The sequence below is a fragment of the Haemophilus parainfluenzae genome, assembly GCF_014931275.1.
GTDB lineage: Bacteria > Pseudomonadota > Gammaproteobacteria > Enterobacterales > Pasteurellaceae > Haemophilus_D.
Genome location: NZ_CP063110.1, coordinates 306,905 through 326,655 on the forward strand (window position 1 = coordinate 306,905; position 19,751 = coordinate 326,655).

General features: G+C 43.4%; 16 protein-coding genes. 12 read left to right on the forward strand and 4 right to left on the reverse strand.

The window, feature by feature from the left end; translation table 11 throughout:
• Nucleotides 1–85: 85 nt before the first annotated feature.
• Complete coding sequence (locus INQ00_RS01505; protein WP_155512104.1) at nucleotides 86–706, reverse strand: YadA family autotransporter adhesin; 621 nt, start codon at nucleotides 704–706, stop codon at nucleotides 86–88.
• On the opposite strand from INQ00_RS01505, the gene INQ00_RS01510 reads away from it, so the two are divergent.
• On the forward strand, nucleotides 687–2,708 hold the full coding sequence (locus INQ00_RS01510) for a coiled-coil domain-containing protein (protein WP_197547085.1): 2,022 nt from the start codon (nucleotides 687–689) through the stop codon (nucleotides 2,706–2,708). The two genes, INQ00_RS01505 and INQ00_RS01510, sit on opposite strands and share 20 nt — an antisense overlap.
• Here the strand turns inward: INQ00_RS01510 and INQ00_RS01515 are convergent.
• A complete protein-coding gene (locus INQ00_RS01515; RefSeq protein ID WP_197547086.1) occupies nucleotides 2,667–4,976 on the reverse strand; it encodes an ESPR-type extended signal peptide-containing protein in 2,310 nt (769 codons plus the stop codon). The genes INQ00_RS01510 and INQ00_RS01515 overlap by 42 nt on opposite strands.
• A gap of 403 nt (nucleotides 4,977–5,379) precedes the next feature.
• Here INQ00_RS01515 and INQ00_RS01520 point away from each other — a divergent pair, with 403 nt between their 5' ends.
• Together INQ00_RS01520 and INQ00_RS01525 are read left to right on the forward strand one after the other, a co-directional pair.
• On the forward strand, nucleotides 5,380–6,549 hold the full coding sequence (locus INQ00_RS01520) for an EmrA/EmrK family multidrug efflux transporter periplasmic adaptor subunit (RefSeq protein WP_197547087.1): 1,170 nt from the start codon (nucleotides 5,380–5,382) through the stop codon (nucleotides 6,547–6,549).
• Nucleotides 6,550–6,557: 8 nt separating this feature from the next.
• Nucleotides 6,558–8,084, forward strand: a complete 1,527-nt coding sequence (locus INQ00_RS01525) for a DHA2 family efflux MFS transporter permease subunit (protein WP_197547088.1) — start codon at nucleotides 6,558–6,560, stop codon at nucleotides 8,082–8,084.
• 55 nt (nucleotides 8,085–8,139) lie between these two features.
• Here the strand turns inward: INQ00_RS01525 and uvrA are convergent, their stop codons facing one another.
• Entirely contained in the window at nucleotides 8,140–10,971 is a 2,832-nt protein-coding gene (gene uvrA / locus INQ00_RS01530; RefSeq protein WP_197547089.1) for an excinuclease ABC subunit UvrA, read from the reverse strand.
• 162 nt (nucleotides 10,972–11,133) lie between these two features.
• On the opposite strand from uvrA, the gene INQ00_RS01535 reads away from it, so the two are divergent.
• The 5 genes from INQ00_RS01535 (at nucleotide 11,134) to INQ00_RS01555 (ending at nucleotide 16,803) form a co-directional block, all read left to right on the forward strand.
• Nucleotides 11,134–11,601: a single-stranded DNA-binding protein gene (locus INQ00_RS01535; protein ID WP_197547090.1), complete on the forward strand. Its 468-nt coding sequence runs from the start codon at nucleotides 11,134–11,136 to the stop codon at nucleotides 11,599–11,601.
• Between the two features lie 298 nt (nucleotides 11,602–11,899).
• Nucleotides 11,900–12,490, forward strand: coding sequence for a hypothetical protein (locus tag INQ00_RS01540; protein WP_197547091.1), 591 nt, complete (start codon nucleotides 11,900–11,902; stop codon nucleotides 12,488–12,490).
• A gap of 220 nt (nucleotides 12,491–12,710) precedes the next feature.
• On the forward strand, nucleotides 12,711–13,505 hold the full coding sequence (locus INQ00_RS01545) for a formate/nitrite transporter family protein (RefSeq protein ID WP_126469765.1): 795 nt from the start codon (nucleotides 12,711–12,713) through the stop codon (nucleotides 13,503–13,505).
• A 245-nt stretch (nucleotides 13,506–13,750) separates the two neighbouring features.
• Complete coding sequence (locus INQ00_RS01550; RefSeq protein WP_197547092.1) at nucleotides 13,751–14,824, forward strand: T6SS immunity protein Tli4 family protein; 1,074 nt, start codon at nucleotides 13,751–13,753, stop codon at nucleotides 14,822–14,824.
• A 338-nt stretch (nucleotides 14,825–15,162) separates the two neighbouring features.
• Complete coding sequence (locus INQ00_RS01555) at nucleotides 15,163–16,803, forward strand: ABC1 kinase family protein (RefSeq protein WP_197547093.1); 1,641 nt, start codon at nucleotides 15,163–15,165, stop codon at nucleotides 16,801–16,803.
• Nucleotides 16,804–16,926: 123 nt separating this feature from the next.
• Here the strand turns inward: INQ00_RS01555 and INQ00_RS01560 are convergent, their stop codons facing one another.
• Nucleotides 16,927–17,616, reverse strand: coding sequence for a glutathione S-transferase family protein (locus INQ00_RS01560; protein WP_197547094.1), 690 nt, complete (start codon nucleotides 17,614–17,616; stop codon nucleotides 16,927–16,929).
• Nucleotides 17,617–17,997: 381 nt separating this feature from the next.
• Between INQ00_RS01560 and INQ00_RS01565 the strand changes: the two genes are divergently transcribed.
• From INQ00_RS01565 to INQ00_RS01580, 4 genes are all read left to right on the forward strand, one after another.
• Complete coding sequence (locus tag INQ00_RS01565; protein ID WP_269473887.1) at nucleotides 17,998–18,255, forward strand: branched-chain amino acid transport AzlD family protein; 258 nt, start codon at nucleotides 17,998–18,000, stop codon at nucleotides 18,253–18,255.
• A 127-nt stretch (nucleotides 18,256–18,382) separates the two neighbouring features.
• The gene (locus INQ00_RS09830; RefSeq protein ID WP_332103097.1) at nucleotides 18,383–18,643 is read left to right on the forward strand and encodes an RNA methyltransferase substrate-binding domain-containing protein; all 261 of its coding nucleotides are present in this window, start codon (nucleotides 18,383–18,385) and stop codon (nucleotides 18,641–18,643) included.
• 125 nt (nucleotides 18,644–18,768) lie between these two features.
• Nucleotides 18,769–19,299, forward strand: a complete 531-nt coding sequence (locus INQ00_RS01575) for a DUF302 domain-containing protein (RefSeq protein WP_232086611.1) — start codon at nucleotides 18,769–18,771, stop codon at nucleotides 19,297–19,299.
• A gap of 100 nt (nucleotides 19,300–19,399) precedes the next feature.
• The gene (locus INQ00_RS01580) at nucleotides 19,400–19,750 is read left to right on the forward strand and encodes a helix-turn-helix domain-containing protein (protein ID WP_003745332.1); all 351 of its coding nucleotides are present in this window, start codon (nucleotides 19,400–19,402) and stop codon (nucleotides 19,748–19,750) included.
• The last annotated feature ends 1 nt before the right edge of the window (nucleotide 19,751 follow it).

Genomic DNA, 19,751 nt, shown 5'->3' on the forward strand with positions numbered 1-19,751 from the left:
AAAATAAACGTATTTTCAAATGACTTAAATAATAAAAATCACTCGGATATTCCTACCCGAGTGATTTATCTTGATTAGTTGATTATTACCATTGGTAACCTACACCGGCACCAACATTGTAATCACCTTGTGTAGTTGCTGCACCACTCACTTTGAAGATAACTTTATTGTTATCACTCGCACGTGAGTAACCTACTGCAACTGCACTTTCACCTTTGTAGTTACCTACACCAAGGCCAACCATTGAACCACCTGGTTTAGTCACTTGTGGAATATTTGCAGCAGCAGTTGCCCCTGCGATACCACCACGAAGTTTCTTATCAGTTTTCTTCATTTCGCCACGAACTGCACCAACAGAACGATCAACATATTGTTTGTTTGCTGCATCCGTACCACGAACTGGATCTGCCACATTGGTGATTCGACGCTCATTACCAACTGAACCAACTGAAACAGTATTGGCTTCATTTGCTACAGAGCCTTGACCTAACGCCACTGAGTTATCTGCAGTTGCTTTCGCACCTTGACCCACAGCTGTTGAGTTTTTACCTGAAGCTTGTGAGTTATTACCTAACGCAGTGCCATTTTCACCACTTGCATTCGCACCATAGCCAACAGCAGTTGCATCTTTACCTTTCGCTTTCGCACTATCACGTTTGCTGGTGTTATCCGCTGCAAAGGCTGTTTTGCCATCTTTACTAATCAAGCCAGAGTCTTCAATACGTTTTGCTGAACTTTCTGCTGCTGTTGCAGAAGAAGCTGCTGCAGTTGCTGAAGAACCTGCCGCTGAAGCTGAAGAGCTTGCTGCGGTTGCTGAGCTATCTGCTGCTGAAGCTGAAGAATCTGCCGCCGAAGCTGAAGAGCTTGCTGCGGTTGCAGAAGAATCTGCAGCTGATGCGGATGAGCTTGCTGCGGTTGCAGAAGAATCTGCCGCTGAAGCTGAAGAGCTCGCTGCTGTTGCAGAAGAATCTGCCGCTGATGCTGAAGAGCTCGCTGCGGTTGCAGAGCTGTCTGCTGCTGAAGCTGAAGAACTTGCTGCGGTTGCTGAGCTATCTGCTGCAGATGCTGAGGAGCTTGCTGCGGTTGCAGAGCTATCTGCCGCTGATGCTGATGAGCTTGCAGCTGTCGCTGAGCTGTCTGCCGCTGAAGCTGATGAGCTTGCTGCTGTTGCTGAGCTGTCCGCCGCTGAAGCTGATGAGCTTGCAGCTGTCGCTGAGCTGTCCGCCGCTGAAGCGGATGAGCTTGCTGCTGTCGCTGAGCTGTCTGCTGCTGATGCGGATGAACTTGCTGCGGTTGCTGAGCTGTCCGCCGCTGAAGCGGATGAGCTTGCTGCTGTTGCAGAGCTATCTGCTGCTGAAGCTGAAGAGCTTGCTGCAGTCGCTGAAGAATCTGCTGCTGAAGCTGAAGAGCTTGCTGCAGTTGCAGAGCTATCTGCCGCTGATGCGGATGAGCTTGCTGCTGTCGCTGAGCTATCTGCTGCTGACGCTGATGAGCTTGCGGCTTTCGCTGAAGAATCTGCCGCTGATGCGGATGAGCTTGCTGCTGTCGCAGAAGAATCTGCCGCTGATGCGGATGAGCTTGCTGCGGTTGCAGAAGAATCTGCCGCTGATGCGGATGAGCTTGCGGCTGTTGCAGAAGAATCTGCCGCTGACGCTGATGAGCTTGCTGCTGTTGCAGAGCTATCTGCTGCTGAAGCTGAAGAGCTTGCTGCAGTCGCTGAAGAATCTGCTGCTGAAGCTGAAGAGCTTGCTGCTGAAGCTGAAGAGCTTGCTGCTGTCGCAGAAGAATCTGCCGCTGATGCGGATGAGCTTGCTGCGGTTGCAGAAGAATCTGCCGCTGATGCGGATGAGCTTGCGGCTGTTGCAGAAGAATCTGCCGCTGACGCTGATGAGCTTGCTGCTGTTGCAGAGCTATCTGCTGCTGAAGCTGAAGAGCTTGCTGCAGTCGCTGAAGAATCTGCTGCTGAAGCTGAAGAGCTTGCTGCTGTCGCAGAAGAATCTGCCGCTGACGCTGATGAGCTTGCGGCTTTCGCTGAAGAATCTGCCGCTGACGCTGATGAGCTTGCTGCAGTCGCTGAAGAATCTGCTGCTGAAGCTGAAGAGCTCGCTGCGGTTGCAGAGCTATCTGCTGCTGAAGCTGAAGAGCTTGCTGCGGTTGCAGAGCTATCTGCTGCTGAAGCGGATGAGCTTGCTGCGGTTGCAGAAGAATCTGCCGCTGATGCGGATGAGCTCGCTGCAGTTGCAGAAGAATCTGCTGCTGATGCGGATGAGCTCGCTGCGGTTGCAGAAGAATCTGCCGCTGACGCTGATGAGCTTGCTGCGGTTGCTGAGCTATCTGCTGCTGATGCGGATGAGCTTGCTGCTGTCGCTGAGCTATCTGCTGCTGACGCTGATGAGCTTGCTGCGGTTGCAGAAGAATCTGCCGCTGAAGCTGAAGAGCTTGCTGCGGTTGCAGAGCTATCTGCTGCTGAAGCGGATGAGCTTGCTGCGGTTGCAGAAGAATCTGCCGCTGAAGCGGATGAGCTCGCTGCGGTTGCTGAGCTATCTGCTGCTGATGCGGATGAGCTCGCTGCGGTTGCAGAAGAATCTGCCGCTGACGCTGATGAGCTTGCTGCGGTTGCAGAGCTATCTGCTGCTGAAGCTGATGAGCTTGCTGCGGTTGCAGAGCTATCTGCTGCTGAAGCTGAAGAACTTGCTGCTGTTCGCTGAGCTATCTGCCGCTGACGCTGATGAGCTTGCTGCTGTCGCTGAGCTATCTGCTGCTGACGCTGATGAGCTTGCTGCTGTCGCTGAAGAATCTGCTGCTGAAGCTGAAGAGCTCGCTGCGGTTGCAGAGCTATCTGCTGCTGAAGCTGAAGAGCTTGCTGCGGTTGCAGAGCTATCTGCTGCTGAAGCGGATGAACTTGCAGCTGTCGCTGAGCTGTCTGCCGCTGACGCTGAAGTACTTGCAGCTGTCGCTGAGCTATTTGCTGATGAAGCGGCACTTACAGCTGCTGAAGCTGCACTTTCAATTTTACTTAAGTTGCTGGTAACCACTTCCGCCGCTGATGTTGCAGCTGAAGCTGCTGTAGAGGCTAAAGAAACTGCATTACTTGCACTTGAAGCTGCTGTTTTCGCTGTTTCGTTTGTTTTATCTAATTGTGAAGTTACTGCATAAAGTTGTGAACCATTGATCGCTTCTGTTGAAGTCGCGGAAATATTTCCTGCTGCAACATTGATCAATTTACGCTCATCATCTACCGCACCTACGCTTACAAAGCTACCTGCACCTGCAACGGTTCCTTTGAAGCCACTATAGGTTAAATTACCCACAGTTGCTTCAGTTACATTTGCAATAGGATGAGAACCTGTCGTAGTTGAATGATTACCTAAAACCACTGCTTCATCTAAACCTGCAGCGATATTTAAGTTATTACCCAATACGGTTGTACCGTTTGATGCAATAGTATTACCGTGTCCAATAATCGTGTTATTTTTAACGCCATCTTTTACGTTATTTGCAACACCTACAGCAATAGTATTTTGGGTGTTATTACCAACAAGGTTATACACCCCTAATGCTGTACCATTTTTTACATTTTCACCAACCCAAGTGCGAGCACCAACTGATGTACCATTTGTTGTGCTGTTATCCACACCAGCGTAATGACCTAATGCTGTACCATCATTTGTATTTGGACGAACATAACTTCTTGAACCTACAACGGTTGCATTCACAGAATCTTTACCCGCTGCAGAGAATTGTCCCACTACAGTCGCATTCACTGAATTTGCTTCGGCCACAGAATTAGCACCTAATACGGTTGCATTTACTGTCCCTGTGCGAGCTGCACTATTAGACCCCACTACCACTGCATCTTCAGATGCTGCTGAAGCACCGTTACCCATAGCAATTGCATTATATGCTGTTTCGGTGGTTGTTGCTCGCATACCTGCTGTAATAGAAAATATACCTTGTGCACCAGCAGACGAACGAACTGAGCCGCCATTAGTTCTTAAACTCTCCTCTGAAGGAAGTCTATCTATATCCTCTGTTCCATCATTTACATGGAAATAAATATTAGCGGCTTGATTAGCCAACTCTAATGCATTATTTGCAGTAGTGTTTGCCGTTGTTGCGAGAGCTAGAGCATTATTTGCCGTACCTTTCGCACCGGCTGCTGCATCGTCTGCTCTTTCTGCTTTAGTTTTAGCATCATCTGCAACAGTTTTAGCATTATCTGCGGTAGCTTGTGCTAATGTTGCCGTACTTGCCGTTGAATTTACGACTGTAATCACGTTGTAAAGCTGTGAACCATTAATCGCATCGGTAGAAGTTGCGCTAATTAAGCCTGCTGAAACATATTGAACCTGTCTAGCAGAGGTACTATTACCGACCGCGAGAACAGACGTTCCACTCTCTTGACCATTATTACCAACTTCATTTCCATTAATTGTAATTGAAGTTAATGAATTACGATTTCCAGTGACTGAACCTGCACCTAACGCGACATCATCAGTATTTTTTGCATTAGCACTAGCCCCTACTGCTACTGCAAAATTTGAGCTCGCTACAGCATCTGAACCAACTGCAACTGATTTAGTACCTGTTGCTTTTGTAGCAATACCGTAAGCCGCGCTATTAGCCCCTGTTCCCTTAGAAAAACGGCCATAAGCCACACCCCCATGATCTGCGGAGGCTTGATGACCAATAGCAACAGAGCCAGTATCAGTTGCTGTACCACCGCCACCAGCAATCAAAAAGTTATTCGGTTGATAAGTGAAATTATTTAGAGGAGCCGAAATCGCATCTGCCTGTCCTGCAACACCCAATGTTGCCAATGCAACAGCACTTAATTTAAATAATTTACTGACTCGACCTACAACTGTCGGCACTGAAATATCAGAAGATGATTTTACTTGCCCTTTTGCTAATTCGGACGTCACCACCAACGACTGAGTAGTACGATTCCAAATTACTTTAAAAATCTTATTCATAAAAAAATGAAACTCCCTTGCATAAATTTAATAATATAAAACTATGAGCCTGCCTCAAAACACCCAAGCAGAGACCAATCCCCATTATCTAACACACGCTTAATAAAATCTAGGCATTTTCAATATAATTTATGTAAATGTATGTAAATAAATTATCCTAAAAAAACAAACACATATTAATTTTGCTTTTATATCCAAATACTATAACAAAATCCCACTCTCTGCTTTAGCAATACCGACACCTGTTTGTTATGAAAAAACGTCATTAAAATTGACCGCACTTTTATCTAAACAAGTGCGGTCATTCTTGAAATAATTCTAATTCACGTTCATAATGAACAAACATTCATATTTTATAGACTGAAGCTTTTTTACTTCAGCATTTTCCGATAAGGCTCACATTATGTCCGATCAACAAACAGATACACAAAACTCTTCAAATAATAAATCTCAACAACGTAAAAAAGGGCTTTCCATTTTTATTCTTTTGCTTCTTCTGATTGCAATCGGTTCTGCAGCTTATTGGTTTTTCTTTATTAAAGGCTTTGAAGAAACGGAAGATGCCTATGTCAGCGGCAATCAGGTGATGGTATCGGCACAAGTCGCGGGGAATATTTCGAAAATTAATGTCGATAATATGGATCCCGTACAAGCGGGCGATGTGTTATTAGAACTGGATGACACCAACGCCAAATTGAGTTTTGAGCAAGCTAAAAGCAATTTAGCCAATGCCGTTCGCCAAGTTTCTCAACTGAATTACACCGTAAAACAATTAAAATCTGCTGTTCGTGCGAATGAAATAACCCTTGCTCAAGCACAAGGAAACTTGAACCGTCGTGTGCAATTAGTCAAAGATGGGGCTATTGATAAAGAATCGTTCCAACATGCAAAAGAAGCCGTTGAACTGGCAAAAGCGAACTTAATGACCTCACAAAACCAACTTGAGGCAAATCAAGCCTTATTGCTAGATGGTCCTTTAAGTGAACAGCCCCAAATTCAAAGTGCGGTCAGTAATTTAAAACAAGCTTGGTTAAATTTAGAACGTACGAAAATCCGTAGCCCAATTAAAGGCTATGTGGCTCGTCGCAATGCGCAAGTAGGGCAAGCGGTTTCTGTTGGAGGGGCATTAATGGCAGTGGTTACCACGGATCAAATGTGGTTAGACGCCAACTTCAAAGAAACACAATTAACCCATATGCGAATTGGTCAACCGGTTAAAATTCACTTCGATCTCTACGGAAAAGATAAAACCTTTGATGGTAAAGTTGTCGGAATTGAAATGGGTACAGGCAGTGCATTCTCATTATTGCCTACTCAAAATGCGACCGGTAACTGGATCAAAGTGGTGCAACGCGTGCCTGTGCGTATTCAATTAGATCCGCAACAACTGGCTGAAAACCCATTACGCATTGGACTTTCTGCCACCGTGAAAGTGGATGTGAGTGATAGCCAAGGCGAAACCTTGCGTAACCAAGCACCAACCACAACGCTTTATTCCACCAATGTGCTGCAATATGATGAAAGTGCGGTCAATAATTTGATCGAATCCATTATTCGCGACAATAGCTATTAGGTTTCACAATGTCGCAATCTCATTTTACGCCGGTACAAGGCGGTGCACTGGTTATTCTCACGTTAGCGCTCTCGCTTGCGACGTTTATGCAGGTGCTTGATTCCACCATCGCTAACGTTGCCATTCCTACTATTGCAGGTGATTTAGGGGCTTCATTCAGCCAAGGCACATGGGTCATCACTTCGTTCGGTGTGGCCAATGCGATCTCAATTCCTATCACCGGTTGGCTGGCAAAACGTTTCGGTGAAGTGCGGTTATTTTTAATCTCAACCTTACTTTTCGTCCTTGCCTCTTGGCTTTGTGGCATTTCACACAGTTTGGAAATGTTGATTATTTGCCGCGTCATCCAAGGTGCAGTTGCCGGTCCAATCATTCCTCTTTCGCAAAGTTTATTACTCAATAACTATCCGCCTAAAAAACGTGGCATGGCACTGGCATTTTGGTCAATGACCGTGGTGGTCGCTCCTATTTTTGGGCCCATTTTAGGCGGCTGGATCAGCGATAACATTCATTGGGGTTGGATCTTTTTCATCAATGTTCCCATTGGATTGGCCGTCGTCTTAATGAGTTGGAAAATTCTAGGCGATAGAGAAAGCCAAATATCTCATCAACCTATTGATACCGTTGGGCTTGTTTTATTAGTTCTTGGCGTAGGCTGCTTGCAATTAATGCTGGACCAAGGAAGAGAGCAAGATTGGTTTAATTCAACGGAGATTATTGTTCTCACCGTGATTGCGGTTGTATGTTTGATCGCGCTCACCATTTGGGAACTCACTGATGACAATCCCATTGTGGATATTTCACTGTTCAAATCACGCAACTTTAGCGTAGGCTGCCTTTCAACCAGTCTCGCCTTTTTGGTGTATTTGGGGTCTGTTGTACTTATCCCACTTCTACTCCAACAAGTTTACGGCTACACCGCGACTTGGGCAGGGCTCGCAGCCGCCCCTGTGGGATTATTCCCGATTTTACTTTCGCCAATCATTGGTAAATTAGGGCATAAAATTGATATGCGAATTTTAGTCACAATCAGCTTTATGGTTTATGCCCTGACCTTTTATTGGCGAGCCGTGACCTTTGAGCCTGGCATGACCTTTGCCGATGTTGCATTGCCACAATTTGTGCAAGGTTTAGCGGTCGCTTGCTTCTTTATGCCGCTGACAACCATTACGCTTTCAGGTTTACCACCCGAAAAAATGGCTTCGGCATCGAGTTTATTTAATTTCCTTCGAACCCTTGCTGGTTCGGTAGGAACATCCCTCACGACATTTATGTGGTATAACCGTGAAGCTGTACATCATACTCAACTCACGGAAGCGATTACTCCATATAATCCAATTTCCCAACAGTTCTTCCAGACGATGGCAAGTTTTGGTCTAAACGAACAACAAACAGCATCATATCTTGCCAGACAAATCACCGCTCAGGGCTTTATTATTGGCGCTAATGAGATTTTCTGGCTATCGGCAATTACTTTCCTAGCATTATTCATTATCGTCTGGTTCGCCAAACCGCCTTTTGGAAATCGCCATTAAAAAACCTCAAAAAATAACCGCACTTTGATGATATTCAAAAGTACGGTTATTTTTTCTAGCCTTTTGCCAAAATGTCTTTTAGGAATCTCGCAGTGTGCGAGCCTTTGACTTTGGCGACCTCTTCCGGTGTGCCTGTCGCGATGATTTGACCACCGCCACTGCCCCCTTCTGGACCAAGATCCACAATCCAGTCTGCGGTTTTGATCACATCTAAGTTGTGTTCGATCACCACGATAGTATTGCCTTGATCGCGTAAGCGATGTAACACTTCGAGAAGCTGTTTTATATCGGCAAAATGCAGACCAGTTGTCGGTTCATCCAAAATATAAAGGGTTTTACCGGTATCACGTTTTGAAAGCTCCGTTGCTAACTTAACACGTTGTGCCTCACCACCTGAAAGCGTGGTAGAAGACTGACCTAAACGAATATAAGACAAGCCTACATCCATTAGGGTTTGCAATTTACGCGCAATCATTGGGATGGCATCAAAAAACTCACGGGCTTCTTCTACCGTCATATCTAACACTTGGTGAATAGTTTTGCCTTTATAACGGATCTCCAAGGTTTCACGATTATAGCGTTTACCTTTACATTGATCACAAGGCACATACACATCCGGCAAGAAGTGCATTTCCACTTTTAGCACACCATCACCTTGGCATGCTTCACAACGACCACCGCGTACGTTAAAGCTAAAACGTCCTGGATTATAACCACGCGCACGCGCTTCTGGTACGCCCGCAAATAATTCACGAATTGGGGTAAATACCCCCGTGTAAGTCGCAGGGTTAGAACGTGGTGTACGACCGATCGGGCTTTGGTTAATATCGATCACTTTGTCAAAATATTCCAAGCCTTCAATGGATTTATAAGGCGCAAAATCCGTTTTTTCCGCACGATTTAAGGCGTTTTGAGCCAATGGGAATAACGTATCATTAATTAGCGTTGATTTACCTGAACCTGATACCCCCGTAATACAAGTAAATAAGCCCACTGGGATCTCTAAATTCACACCTTTCAGATTATTCCCTGTCGCACCTTTTAATTTTAGAAGTTTGCTTTTATCAAGTGCGGTTCGTTTTTTCGGAATTTCGATTTTTTCTTCACCCGATAAGAACTTACCCGTAATCGAATTTGGGTTCGCCATAATTTCTTTGGCTGTCCCCTGAGCGATCACTTGGCCACCATGTACACCAGCTCCAGGGCCAATATCAATAATATGATCGGCTTCTCGAATGGCATCTTCATCGTGTTCCACCACGATCACGGTGTTACCCAAATTACGCAAGTGAATCAGTGTATTTAGTAAGCGTTCATTATCGCGTTGATGCAAACCGATAGAAGGCTCATCCAAAACATACATGACTCCCACTAATCCCGCACCAATTTGGCTAGCTAGTCGAATACGTTGCGCTTCACCGCCCGAAAGGGTTTCTGCTGAGCGAGAAAGGGAAAGATAATTCAACCCCACATTCACTAAGAATTCCAACCGCTCTTTGATCTCTTTCAGGATTTTTTCCGCAATTTGTGCTTTTTGACCCGTTAAGGTGAGTCCTTGGAAAAACTCAAGGCTTTCACCAATGCTTTTCTCTGAAATTTGCGGCAAGTTAATGCTGCCAATATACACGTTTCGAGCTTCAGGGCGAAGACGTGAACCACCACAATCTGCACAAGGGCGGTTGCTGATATTTTTTGCCAATTCTTCGCGTACAGACATGGATTCCGTTTCTTTATAACGGCGAGCCATGTTATTCAAAATCCCTTCAAAAGGATGTTTGCGGATCACCACATCGCCACGGTCGTTCATATATTGGAATTCAATTTCTTCCTTGCCTGAACCGTGCATCACAATATCTTTAATTTTTTGTGGCAAATCTTCGTATGGCGTTTCAATATCAAATTTATAATGTTTCGCTAACGAGGTAAGCATTTGATAGTAATAGAAATTGCGACGATCCCAACCTTTTACCGCACCGCCTGCAAGAGAAATACTTTCATTTTGTACCACACGGCTTTCATCAAAGAACTGCTGAACACCTAAGCCATCACAAGTCGGACACGCCCCTGCCGGGTTATTAAATGAGAACAAGCGAGGCTCTAATTCCGGTACGGAATAGCCACAATGTGGACAAGCAAAATTCGCCGAGAAAACCAATTCTTCAGCTTTAGGATTATCCATATCCGCCACAACTGCTGTACCACCAGAAAGCTCCAAAGCCGTTTCAAAGGATTCTGCCAAACGTGTGGCTAAATCTGACCGCACTTTAAAACGATCCACCACCACTTCAATGGTATGTTTTTTCTGTAAAGCAAGTTCTGGTGGATCAGATAAATCACAAATCTCACCATCAATTCTTGCACGAATATAACCTTGTGCCGCCAAGCTATCTAACAACTTAACGTGCTCACCTTTACGGTTTTTCACCACAGGCGCAAGCAACATCATTTTGCTTTCTTCTGGCAGACTTAAAACTTTATCCACCATTTGGCTGATGGTTTGTGCCGTTAATGGCACATCATGATCCGGACAACGAGGCTCCCCTACGCGAGCAAACAACAAACGCAGGTAATCATAAATTTCGGTGATCGTGCCCACGGTTGAACGTGGGTTATGAGAAGTGGATTTTTGCTCAATAGAAATCGCCGGCGACAAGCCCTCAATCGAATCCACATCAGGTTTTTCCATCAAAGAAAGGAACTGGCGCGCGTAAGCAGAAAGTGATTCCACATAACGGCGCTGCCCTTCCGCATAAAGCGTATCAAATGCTAAAGAAGATTTGCCCGAACCAGACAAGCCTGTTATCACAATTAATTTATCGCGCGGAATGGTTAAATTGATGTTTTTGAGGTTGTGGGTTCTAGCCCCACGAATGTCGATAGTATCCATAAAAAAAGCGATTGCCTTAAGAAAATAAATTCAAAAATTGCGACCATTATCGCATATTTCAATATCTGTGCAAATATCCAGTTAATTTTTATGGATCTTTTGTTTCTTTTAAGGCAAAATAGCCAAAATTTTTCATCTTATTTCTAAAATATAGAGGATTCTATGGCAGGTATTAATAAAGTAATCATCGTAGGTAATTTAGGTAATGATCCTGAAATCCGCACAATGCCAAATGGCGAAGCGGTAGCAAATATCAGCGTGGCGACAAGTGAAAGCTGGACAGATAAAAACACTGGCGAACGTCGTGAAGTGACCGAATGGCACCGCATCGTGTTATATCGTCGTTTAGCGGAAATTGCGGGTCAATACTTACGCAAAGGCTCACAAGTTTATGTTGAAGGTCGTTTAAAAACCCGTAAATGGCAAGATAACAACGGCCAAGATCGTTACACCACTGAAATCCAAGGTGATAACTTACAAATGTTAGGTGGTCGTAATCAAGAGATGGGCGGTTATACACCTGCACAATCAGCATCACAACCAAGCTATCAATCTCGTCCAGCACAATCTGCGCCAGCGCCACAAGCTGAGCCACCAATGGACGCATTTGATGACAACATTCCATTCTAAATTGTATTAATACAAGATTATCAATACGAAGAGAGACCTTTCATTGAAAGGTCTCTTTTTTATCTCTCATTTTGACATCAATTATTCGTGCGCCTTATCTCGCTCAAGCACTAAAACACAATAAATACTCAATTTATTGCACAGCATCCGAATCTAAGATATCTTTATTTGAATACTGGAAAATAGTATAAATATCAAGGAGAACATTTCTTAGATGGGCAACATCACTCGAATCAGGAAAAAGAAAACGATGTATCTTTGCTTTATTTCCTTTGAACATCTTCAGGAGTAAGAATATATGGAAAATTTTAAACAAATCCTTTCGAAATTATCTGTTATTTTTTTATTATTCTATTCGCAAAATATATTTTCCATGACACAAACAGAAATCCAATTGGAAAAAGCTTATTTAGCAGAAATGATTGATATAGCATCTGAAATTATGGAGAAAAAACAATCTATTGATCCTGATTCATTGCAATATAAACGTAGGAATATCAAGGTTCTTACTCATACAAACATGAAAAATGGTTATACAAGCTACACTTTGGAAAAATCTAAAATTCATTTGATAGTACCCAAAGAGTTAAATCCTGATACAAGGCTCAGTGTTTATTGTGATGAAAGTGAAGATGCAATAAATATCCTATTTGACAAAGATGAATTGACAAAATACTTTCATCTGAATCTTAAAAAAAGTGAAGAAAAATCAGAAACATTGAAAACAGTTTTTGATGAAACCACATATTTTTTTACTTCCTATGAATTTTCTATCGATAAATACCCTAACGTTACCGTTGAGTTTCGTCTCTACCATTCACCCAGTACAACATTCAGATTGGACTACCCGACTGAATTTACGCGGATTTTGATTTATAGAAAAATGTAACAGACGATGTTTCCTTATACCGTTTCTAACTTGGGCGACATTGTTCCACCACCGACCGCTCTTTGCCCCTCAAAAAAGAACCTAGACACCTAATTTTAGGTTCGGATTATTATTCAATTTCGTTATAACTAAAAATCAGTACATATATTTAACAATTCTTTCGGTTTTGCTATGTGGTTTGCTACATTTTTACCGTCTTATTTTTACTAGAGGTACAACTATGCAGCATCGCGATCTTTATCCCCACGAAATCTTACAAGATGTCATTGATAAAAGTTATGCTAAGTCGCAAGGACATCTAAAAACACTGTCTATTTTAAGTTTTTTAGGTGGCGGCTATGTGAGTTTTGGTTATATGGCCTATTTAAAAGTCGTGAGCGGTATTCCTCCTGAGTGGGGAGGGCTGGCGACATTACTTGGTGCGGCTGTGTTTCCTATTTGTTTGATTTGTATATTAATCGGTGGTGGTGAATTGGCCACGGGAAACATGATGATGATGGCATTAGGCCGTTTAACAAAAAGAGTAAGCCTTAAAAAATTATTTCGTAACTGGATTGTCGTGAGTTTGGGCAACCTGCTCGGTGCACTGTTTATGGCCTATTTCTTAGGGCATTATGTCGGTTTATCAGAAGGTGCTGCAGCCGCTAAAACCATCGCGATTGCCGAGGCTAAAGTGCAAATGGATTTTGGTCGCGCCTTTGTTTCTGCCATAGCTTGTAACTGGATGGTCTGCATGGGTATTTGGTTCTATTTTGGCGCCAAACAAACCTCCGGTCGTATTCTCGCCATGTGGTTCCCAGTGATGATTTTTGTGCTTATCGGATTACAACACTTTGTCGCCAATATGTTTATTATTCCTGCCGGGATTTTTGCTGGTGCTAATGTGACTTGGAGCCAATTCTTCTTCAATATGATTCCAGTCTTTTTAGGCAATGTTACCGGTGGTGCAGCATTTGTCGGCGCATCTTATCTGTACGCCTATCGCCACTTATTAAAAGAAGATTATTGTATTTAGTAAACGAAAATCTGCCCGCACTTTGACGTGAAAAAGGTCTTTTGAAATGTCAAAAGGCCTTTTATTCTCCCTAAAATGTATTGAATCCTCTCTTAATTAACTCGATACCATTTTGAATAGTGAAGAGTTGCACTTTACACTTAAAACATGTAAACTCATCTATTAAGATCAATATGGAAAGAAAAGTATTAGCAGAATTTCCATGTTATTTAACATCTTCAAATTTACACTAAGGAAGAGATCACATGCCAAAGATGAAAATTTCTAGACTGATGTTTTATAGCACTGTTTTAACTAGTGTTATGTTGTCTTCTTGCAGTCAACATCCCCAAACCCACTCAGCAGTAGAAAATACAGCAAGCAATTATGCTCAAAAAGCGGCTACGTACTGGACTGAGCAGCCATTTTGTAGTGGGCGTTACCAAATTAACTTACCATCTAACCGTATAAGTGGAACTGGTTGGCTTAAATACAATGGTTGGCAGATAATTGTGCGACCAGATTATTGGAATCTGGAAGTAGAATCCGTATTAGAGGTTAAAGAAAAAGGATATAACGGAAGCGATAGTTTTATAGAAAACCGCACGGTTATTCCTAATAAAGCGATAGCAATGGTCACACAGGCTCCTGGTTCATGGGATAGCCCATTATTTACTCAGGTAAATGGAATGCTTTACAATCTTGATTTTAGTTTCAAGTTAGGTAAGAACGATGCCTATAAGGTTAGAGCTTTTGTACGCATTATGCCTGTCAACGGCAAAGCTCCCCCAAACCTTAAGCAGCTGGAAAAAAGTAAAGTTGACGAAGCTATTGGGCATATACGGAATGATTTTTTCGACAAACTGAGAGATCGTAAAGATACTGAAATGCCACAGCAACAAGGTGTCTGTTTAACAGAGGGATTTATTGCCGATAAGGGAAATGAGCCATTTTTTGGCAGTGCGGGCATTAAAATCAAAGACTATAAAGACGTTTATGCCGAACTAACGACGGGTGGCTCTTTGGAGGAAGGTGATAAACCGCTATTAGAACGAGATCTTTTCGCTAAAGATAGTGCTTTGGATAAACTCTTCTCGTGGGCGAAATACAGCACCATCCGCAAAGGAAAGCGCAACATAAATGGCATGACCGGCAGTGAAAAACTGGTTAAGTGGCAGGGAAATCGATATCTATTTATCTGGGAAAAAGATGATGGTAGTGTGAGATTTAAGATGACTTTCGGTACCAATAAGAAAAATACCAAGGGTTCGCCACTCAGTGAGAAAGAGGCTTTAACCGCTTGGGATGCGATATTGCCGACATTAAAAAAACGGCTTTAAATAAGGGATTACTACAATTAAGTTAAAGTAAAAATACAAGCGGTCATCTTTTAAAGAGAAGTTGCAAAAACACCTAAAAATCTGACCGCTCTTTTAAACCAAAAGCCTTCAAAACTTAGCGCATTGAGATTTTTATTATTAGTATTAAATTAAAAAAATCTAATGTGGCTTGCCTTGGAAATAATTATAGAAATCTAATTGAAGAATGGATAAACTGAAATCATCAGCAATTTTCGAAAATCTTCAGTTAGAGATGTAAAAGGCCTGTCTCAATTTAGTCGCAAATCAACCTTATTTTAAATACTCGCCAAATAGCATGCACAAAGAGGAAAGTTACAATGGCTATTTTTAACAAATTTCAACGTGCCAAGCAAGTTGCAGAAATCTTATTACGTTATGGTTTAGATGAGTTTTTTGAACGCAGTAATTTAGAGAAGTGGTTACCGGAATCCCTTTCAAATAAGTTAGCCAATGAATCAAGTGGAAGCGTGTCCGTATATGAACGTATCCGTCGAGCGATGGAAGAGCTGGGCACAACTTACGTTAAATTAGGGCAGATGTTAAGTGATCGCCGCGATTTGCTACCAGTTGAAATGATTACTGAACTACAAAAGTTGCAAGATAAAGTAGAAGTTCAGCCCATTGATATTGCAGAGAAATTTCAGCGTGAATTAGGCATAGATATTCATGAACATTTCGAAACGCTTGCTTCAGAGCCTATGGCATCAGCTTCTATCGGTCAAGTATTCAAAGGGCGGTTGAAAAACGGACAAGATGTTGCGGTAAAAATCAAGCGAGAAGGCATTGATGAAGTCATTAAGGCAGATTTACTTATCTTACAAGATCTCGTGAATTTTCTAGAACAACGCAACGACATTATTTCTAACCTTCAACCTAAAGCGTTATTAAATACCTTCAAAGAATCCATTACAACAGAACTCTCCCTTGAAAGTGAGCGTCGTAGCATTGAGCGTTTTGCTAATAATTTTAAGCAAGATTCACGTATTTTAGTCCCACAAACCTATTCGAATTTATCAAACAATAACATTCTTTGTATGGATTTTGTGTATGGCTCAAAAGTAACCAATAAAGCACAGATTGAACAACAAGGTTTACTGGCTAAAGATGTTGCTTTACTTGGATTAGATCTCTATATGAAACAAGTATTTGAGTTTGGCCTCTTTCATGCTGATCCCCACCCTGGCAACATTCTATTAACGCCTGACGGGCAGATTGCTTTTATTGACTTGGGGGCAATGGGCAAACTCAGTCCTAAAGAACGCGAATTACTTGGAAATTGTTTGTACTATGCCTCTCAAAAAAATGTGCGAAAAATCATCGAGACCATTAAGCAGCTTGCTGTCAGTTATAATGTGCCGAATGAAAAAACGCTAGAAAATGATCTTTCTGAGATTTTCATGCTCCTCACTGAAAGCAATTTGGCAGGGTTAGATGTCAGTGAATTGATGAATCGTTTTACCAAAATTATGAGCGAAAATAGCATTATTATGCCTGAGGGCGTTTATTTGCTAGCAAAAGGCTTTGCTCAGATTGAGGGGATCGGACGTTATCTCTATCCTGAATTAGATATTGCAGCCGTACTTAAACCTTATGTTACACAAATGCTCAAGAAACGATTTTCACCTAAACGCGTGATGAGTGAAAATTTCGAAAAAATTGCTGACAGCTACAACAACTGGCTTTCGCTTCCGGAAGAAATCAAAATTTTCTTACAAAAAATCAGCAATAAGGAAATTCGTCTTGAACATGAAATCCACGGATTAGAGCATTTTCGTAAGACTGTCGAACGAGTGGGCATTATGTTGATTATTGCCGCACTCATTATTGCAGCGTCTATTTTATCGTTGAACGAAAATCTCCCTCAGCTCAATGGTATCCCAATACCAAGCTTGATTTGCGGTGCGATTGCATTAGTACTGGCGGTCTTTTTATTGATTAAGCGAATAGATAAGAATTAGTGTAATGAGAACAATACAAGCGGTCGAATTTTTAAGATGATTTGCAAAAACACCTAAAAGTTTGACCGCTCTTTGTTATGAAAAAGGCCGTCTGAATTTTCAGACGGCCTTTTATTTCTTGCTTTATTCTCCAAATACTGCCCGATCGAAACGTTCAATATAGGCGACTAAATTTGCTTTGGTTCTTGCATATAGCGCAATTTCAGTGTCGATGGGGGTAAGAATCAGGTTTGCAACAACAGGCACGATGGACACATCAACGGAGGTTAATTCTTCGCCGAAAAAGTAGGATTTTGTGCCTAAGTAGTTGCTAATGGCGTCTAAATCTCCTTTTCCGAAGGCGTAAATATCGGATTGCGTGTGTCTTCCGATACCATGTCCGTACATTTCTTTTTTCGCGTTTTCCTGTAACACAGCAAAAATCGCTTCGGCTTGTTCGGTCGGCATGCCATCAAACATTGCCTTCATCATAAATGGTTTGCTGAGAGGATCGACGAAACGGTTATATACGACCATCCAATATAAATGTTCTTCTGTCATACGGCGAAAGGCTTCAGCAATCGCTTTTTGTTCAGGCGTTAAATGTTTATCTAAATCAATGCCGTAGGTTTCGGTTAGATAACGCTGAATGAGAGAGCTATCAGGGATCAACTTCTCGCCATCTTGCAATACCGGAACTTTGCCTTTAGGCATTTTGCTGAGATCGGCAACATATTCTTTTTCGAAATCTAAACCGGATAAACGCAGCATCGCTTCAGTTTTCCAAGCGAAAGGTGATGGACTGTGAATTTTACCTTCACCACGATAGCGCACGTTTCCTAACGCGTGCCTGAAAATCAATTTCGTTTGATTCAGATTTTTACTATTTTCATGAATAACTTCAATTTGCTTATTTTTTAGATAGATAAAACTACGCGTCAGAAGGGGGGCTATCTGGGGAGCCGTTGGCAAAGCCAACGTTCAGAATCCTTTTGATTTTATGACCGCACTTTTTTGTCATTAGAAGAAAATGAAGAACTTAAACAGGTAATCACTTTATCGCCAAATATCACTTTTCCGGTAAACTTTATTCGTGAGCTTGCCTCGGGATTTTGCTAACTCCGAAACCACAATAGATTGTAATGGCACAAGCGAGAACGCTTGCGCTATCAGGGGGAAAGAATGAAGGATTTGCTCTCTTGGTAGTCGTTCCTGCTGTTTGCCGGCATGCTGGCGGTAACGTATTCCACTCGCCTTATTGGTTTTTTCGTCTTGCGCAACCGTACCTTAAGCCGCCGCGCACAAATCGTGATGGAAGCTGCGCCGGGTTGCGTGTTGATTTACGTCATCGCACCTTATTTCGTGTCCAACAAACCGCACGAATTGATTGCCATTGCACTGACCGTGCTTGCCGCAAGCAGGTTTTCCATGTTGGTTACCGTGTTGATCGGCGTCGGCAGTTCTGGGCTGTAGGGGTATTTGATGCGGTAGGCGGCTGCGTTTTCGTGATATCGGTTACACTTGTTTTCAGACGACCTTTCCCTTTCAGACGACCTTATCTTGTTATAATGTCGTCTGAAATTTTTTATAAAGCAAAATCATGGCAAACCAAAGACTCATCTACGGCTTCTACGCCGTCAACGCCCGCCTGTGGCAAAACCCGAAATCTATTACCGAACTCTACGTCCAAGAAGGCAAAAACGATGCCCGCACGCGCGACGTGTTGGAGAAAGCGGCAAACGAAAACGTGCGCGTACACTTTGCCATCGCCGGCGCGCTGGCAACCGCTATCACCCTGAACGCAGGCGCAGCCTACACTTACGCCCTGCGCACTTTGGAAGCGGTTGACGCGCAGCGTTGATTTTGTCTCAAAGGGTCGTCTGAAAACCACTCCTGTTTCAGACGACCCTTTTGCTGACGGGCATTGCTTTTTGCCGCCGAACCGTTTAGATTGATGTCTTTGTTCAACCGTTTGGAGAAACAACCATGAAAAAATTACTGACTGCTGCGCTGACTGCCGCCGCACTCGTCCTTCCTGCAGCCGTATCTTATGCCGCGCCCGCTGCTAAAGCCGCCTGCGCTTCACATAGCGGCGATGCCGCCCGACAAACCGATTCCCGACAAAGTTCAGCCATGAATCAAACCCATACCGCCATCAGCAAATACAGCTTCGACGATACCGTCCGCCGTTTGGAAACCGTCGTTAAAGAAAAAGGCATGACCGTGTTCGCCGTCATCGACCACCAAGCCGCAGCGCGACAAAGTGGTTTGGACATGCAGCCCGCGAAAGTCATCGTTTTCGGCACGCCCAAAGCCGGCACGCCGCTGATGCAAAAAGACCCCGCCTTCGCCCTGCAACTGCCGTTGCGCGTCCTCGTTACCGAAGCCGACGGCGCAGTCCAAGTCGTATTCAACGATACGCGCGCGCTGGTGTCGGGCAGCAAAATAGAGTTCGCCGAAGTGGAAAACACACTCGCCAATGCGGAAAAGCTCATCCGTAAAACGGTAACGGAATAAGGTTCGCCCAAATCCGAAGGTCGTCTGAAAACCTGAGCAAACCCTGAACTGCACCCCAAAAGTTGGACATCCCCTCCAACTCACAAGGTGCAGTTTTTTTATGAGCAAATATACATTACACTTCAAATACCAAGCCGTACTCCACTACCTGCATATACGCAGCCAACAGCGTACCGCAGATCATTACGGTATCTCCCGAACCCACCTGCGACGATGGATACGCGCCTATCAAGAAGGCGGCATCGGCGCACTCGAACATCCCCAATCCAAAACCATGACTGACCACCGCAAAAACCCCTTCATTGCCGACAAACCCGACCACGAAAAAACACAGGCAGAGCTTATCGAAGAGTTGTGCTATATGCGCGCAAAGGTTGCCTACCTAAAGGAGTTAAAAGCCCTCAGCCAAAAGCGGACTGAAAAGGATAAAGCCAAACCGTCCAAACACTGAG

Excerpts from the sequence above, each read along its gene's own strand:
- INQ00_RS01515 (WP_197547086.1), bottom strand. The coding sequence starts at position 4,976 with ATGAATAAGATTTTTAAAGTAATTTGGAATCGTACTACTCAGTCGTTG.
- INQ00_RS01520 (WP_197547087.1), top strand. The coding sequence starts at position 5,380 with ATGTCCGATCAACAAACAGATACACAAAACTCTTCAAATAATAAATCT.
- INQ00_RS01525 (WP_197547088.1), top strand. The coding sequence starts at position 6,558 with ATGTCGCAATCTCATTTTACGCCGGTACAAGGCGGTGCACTGGTTATT.
- uvrA (WP_197547089.1), bottom strand. The coding sequence starts at position 10,971 with ATGGATACTATCGACATTCGTGGGGCTAGAACCCACAACCTCAAAAAC.
- INQ00_RS01535 (WP_197547090.1), top strand. The coding sequence starts at position 11,134 with ATGGCAGGTATTAATAAAGTAATCATCGTAGGTAATTTAGGTAATGAT.
- INQ00_RS01540 (WP_197547091.1), top strand. The coding sequence starts at position 11,900 with ATGGAAAATTTTAAACAAATCCTTTCGAAATTATCTGTTATTTTTTTA.
- INQ00_RS01545 (WP_126469765.1), top strand. The coding sequence starts at position 12,711 with ATGCAGCATCGCGATCTTTATCCCCACGAAATCTTACAAGATGTCATT.
- INQ00_RS01550 (WP_197547092.1), top strand. The coding sequence starts at position 13,751 with ATGCCAAAGATGAAAATTTCTAGACTGATGTTTTATAGCACTGTTTTA.
- INQ00_RS01555 (WP_197547093.1), top strand. The coding sequence starts at position 15,163 with ATGGCTATTTTTAACAAATTTCAACGTGCCAAGCAAGTTGCAGAAATC.
- INQ00_RS09830 (WP_332103097.1), top strand. The coding sequence starts at position 18,383 with ATGGCAAACCAAAGACTCATCTACGGCTTCTACGCCGTCAACGCCCGC.
- INQ00_RS01575 (WP_232086611.1), top strand. The coding sequence starts at position 18,769 with ATGAAAAAATTACTGACTGCTGCGCTGACTGCCGCCGCACTCGTCCTT.
- INQ00_RS01580 (WP_003745332.1), top strand. The coding sequence starts at position 19,400 with ATGAGCAAATATACATTACACTTCAAATACCAAGCCGTACTCCACTAC.